Raw genomic sequence first — 3,194 nt, 5'->3', positions numbered from 1 at the left:
GTCCCCGTCGGCCCGGGTCGAGAGTGCCGCCATCGCTGCCAGCGCAAGGATCAACCATCGCTTCACATCAGCCCCCTTGGGTTCGATTCCGCCGCGCCCGCGGCGGAAAGCCTCACTGTACCGCGCCTGCTCTTCCCTGGAAAGCGCCATGGTACACTCGCCCGCGGGGAGACCTCGAATGGAGTACCGGCACACCCAAGTGGGACGCCTCCTCCTGGCCCTCATGGTGGCGATGGCTTGCCTCGTGCCCGCCCTGCTGCTCCTCGACAAGTACCGGGGCGATCCGATGGCGCGGATCGCATTCTCCGTGGCGCCCGCGGGCATGCTGATCGCCGGGGCCGTGTTCTCTTTTCTCACCGTGACCGTGGACCGGGAAGCCCTTGTCCTCCGCTTCGGGCTGGGTGCGTGGAGGCGGCGCGTTCCGCTCGCCGATGTCGTACAGGCCGAGGTCCGGCGGGTCCCCTGGTTCTGGGGCTACGGAATACGGCTGGCGCCGAAGGGCTGGCTGTACCGAGTGGCCGGCCTTGACGCCGTGGACCTCACCCTCCGGAGCGGCCGCCACGTCTACGTGGGGACCGACGAACCCGAGGCACTCTTGAGCGCCCTCCGATCCTTCGGCGTGGCCGTCATCTAGTTCCCTTCCGCCTTGCCGGCCTTGACCTTGCGGGCCATGGCCTTGACCTCCCGCGCGAAGGCCTTCTTGAAGCTTTTGGGGGCCAGGACCTCCACGTGGCTTCCGTACTGGAGGACCCAGCGCAGGACCCCGCCCAATCCGCTCGTCTCGAAGGAGAGGTCCACGCCGCCGCCGGGAGCATCGGAGACCTGCTGGGTCGGATGCCAGACGCGTTCCCGGATGTAGGGCGCCTGGTCGGCGTCGAAGCGCAGGACGACGCGCTCGGTCGTCGCGCCGAGCTGGACCTGGAAGGCCTGGCGCATCCATGCGGAGGGGTCGAAGTCCTTGCGTCGGGCGAAGGGCTCCGACTCGAGGACCTTGAAGGAACGGATGCGCCCCGCGTGGAAGGTGCGGAAGTCCCTCCGCTTCCGATCCCATGCGATGAGATACCAGTCCCCCGCCTGGTTCACGAGGTGGTAGGGCTCCACCACCCGGTCCGAGGTCTCTCGGCGGCTCGCCGTGAAGTACCGCATGGCCACGCGACGCCTGTCCACGATGGCCCTGTGGAGGTCCAGGAGGGTGCGCTCGTCGGCGGGGGCGGCCGCCGGCGCGGCCAGGGTGAAGTGGCGCGAGAGGTCTTCGAGGCTCACCGTGACGGGCCCGCGAAGGGAGCCGCGCACCTTCTCCACGGCCGAGCGCAGGGGGCCTTCGAAAGGAGTGCCCAGGTAGCGCCTCGCCAACTCCACGCTGAGGAAAAAGGCCAGGAGCTCGCCTTCGGTGACCATGAGGGACGGGAGCGAAAAGGTGGGGTCCGAGTAGGCCCAGCCGCCGTGGGTCCGATCGTACACGATGGGCGCTCCGAGCCGCTCGATCATGAAATCCCGGTCCTTGAAGACCACCCTCCGGCTCACCTCCATGCGCTCGGCCAGGCGGTCGGCGTTCGGAAAGCGTCCCGCACGGATGAGCCGGTCGATTTCCAGGATCCGCTCCAGCTGCTGGCGCTGGGACATGGCTCCCCTCCCTTTCTTCGGCGAAGAATGAACGGCCCGTGCATTCTCTGGGCCTGGGTATAGCATACTCCCGCGCCTGGGGCAACGCGGCGGCCAAAACCTTCCCGGAACCCGTCCCGTATCTCCATCCATGGGTGGGACGGTATTCCCGCCCCGCGCCGAGAGAGAGGAGACCTCATGGCCCGCAGCCGTCCGACCGCTGGGCATCGCCGCACGGCATCCGCCGCACGGAGGCTCTCCGCCCTGGGCGCGCTCTGGTCCGCCGCGGCGGTTCCGGCTCAAGACCCGCCGTTTCCCGAGGCTTTCGTTCATGTCACCGTCGTGAACCCCGAGACCGGCCCCCATCCGAGCGACCAGACGGTCCTCGTGCGCGAAGGACGCATCGAGGCCTGGGCGCACTCGAACTCGGTGCCGATCCCCGTCGAGGCGGTGCGGTTGAACGGCTCGGGCCTTCTTCTCGTCCCGGGCCTTGTGGACGCTCCGAGGTGCATGCGTCCGTGAGAGCCTTCCGCCCTTTCACCATACTGCTTTGGATCTTTCCCCTCGTTTGGGCCGGTTCGTTCATCGCGGGCAAGTGGGCCATCCGGGACTTCCCGCCCGAAGTCGTGGCGTTCTTGCGATTCACGATCGCCTCGGCGGCCCTCCTCCCCTTCGCCTTCCGAAGGCCCAGCGCCCCCGGCGCCTGGGCGCCCCGGCGCCTGCTCGTCCTTTTCCTACTGGGCCTCACGGGGATCTTCGGCTACCACGTGCTGTTCTACTACAGTCTGAAGTACACGACGGCCGGAAACTCCTCTCTCATCATCGCCACCGACAGCCTCATGACGGTGCTGCTCGCCGTGGCGTTCTTGAAGGAGAGAATGACCTGGCGCAAGGGTCTGGGCATCGCCCTGGGCTTCGCGGGCGTCGTGTGGATCGTCTCCGACGGAGCGCTCCGGGTTCTCCTCTCGCGCGGCCCTAACCTCGGGGACCTGCTGGCCTTCGGCGCGGCCCTCGCCTGGGCCGCCTACAGCGTTCTCTCCAAGCCCGTGGCCCACCTCTACGCGTCCCTCGACCTTTCCTGGATCACCTGGGCCGTGGGGGCCCTCCTGCTCAGCCCGAGCCTTCTCGCGGACGGGGCCGTCTCGAGCCTCGCGTCGGCCTCCCTGCTGGGCTGGGCCTGCGTCCTGTACATGGCCCTTGCCGCAACGGGCCTGGGCTACTTCGTTTACCTCAAGGGCATCAAGGAGATCGGCGCCGCCGCCACGGCCAAGTACATCTTCCTGGTCCCCGTGTACGTCCTCGTTCTCGCCTTCTTCTTCCTCGGCGAGCCCGTCCCCCTCCACAAGGTTCTGGCCGCCGCCGTCATCCTCGGCGGCATCTGGCTCGCCGAGGAGCCTCGAAGAGCGGAAGCCGACGAGCCCTGATCTCGCCTGGCTCCTCCCCCTTCCGACGTCCTGACCTCCCTCCCTGTTGCCTCACGTAAGAATCTTCCCAAAATGGTATTTGTTGCCTCATGTAAAAATCAATCCGAAACGCGGTGCCTTCTGACCGCAGCAGGGACTGTGGGAAGGGTGGGAAACCCCGGAGGGGTT

At 67.6% G+C, this 3,194-nt stretch carries 4 protein-coding genes; 3 read left to right on the top strand and 1 reads right to left on the bottom strand.

Translation table 11 applies throughout. The features are described from left to right. The first annotated feature begins 178 nt into the window (after positions 1-178). Complete coding sequence (locus AB1824_13365; protein MEW5765950.1) at positions 179-634, top strand: hypothetical protein; 456 nt, start codon at positions 179-181, stop codon at positions 632-634. Here the strand turns inward: AB1824_13365 and AB1824_13360 are convergent. Beyond that, positions 631-1,623 (bottom strand): WYL domain-containing transcriptional regulator, encoded by a 993-nt coding sequence (locus tag AB1824_13360; GenBank protein ID MEW5765949.1) that lies wholly within the window; start codon positions 1,621-1,623, stop codon positions 631-633. The two genes, AB1824_13365 and AB1824_13360, sit on opposite strands and share 4 nt — an antisense overlap. Positions 1,624-1,800: 177 nt before the next feature. Between AB1824_13360 and AB1824_13355 the strand changes: the two genes are divergently transcribed. Together AB1824_13355 and AB1824_13350 are read left to right on the top strand one after the other, a co-directional pair. Then, positions 1,801-2,124, top strand: coding sequence for a hypothetical protein (locus AB1824_13355; protein ID MEW5765948.1), 324 nt, complete (start codon positions 1,801-1,803; stop codon positions 2,122-2,124). Next, the gene (locus AB1824_13350) at positions 2,121-3,026 is read left to right on the top strand and encodes a DMT family transporter (GenBank protein MEW5765947.1); all 906 of its coding nucleotides are present in this window, start codon (positions 2,121-2,123) and stop codon (positions 3,024-3,026) included. The genes AB1824_13355 and AB1824_13350 overlap by 4 nt, the downstream gene beginning before the upstream one ends. The last annotated feature ends 168 nt before the right edge of the window (positions 3,027-3,194 follow it).

Source organism: Acidobacteriota bacterium (assembly GCA_040752915.1).
Taxonomy (GTDB): Bacteria; Acidobacteriota; UBA4820; order UBA4820; family DSQY01; genus JBFLVU01.
Note: the sequence above shows the minus strand (reverse complement) of the source record. Positions and strands in the feature narration are given on the sequence as shown.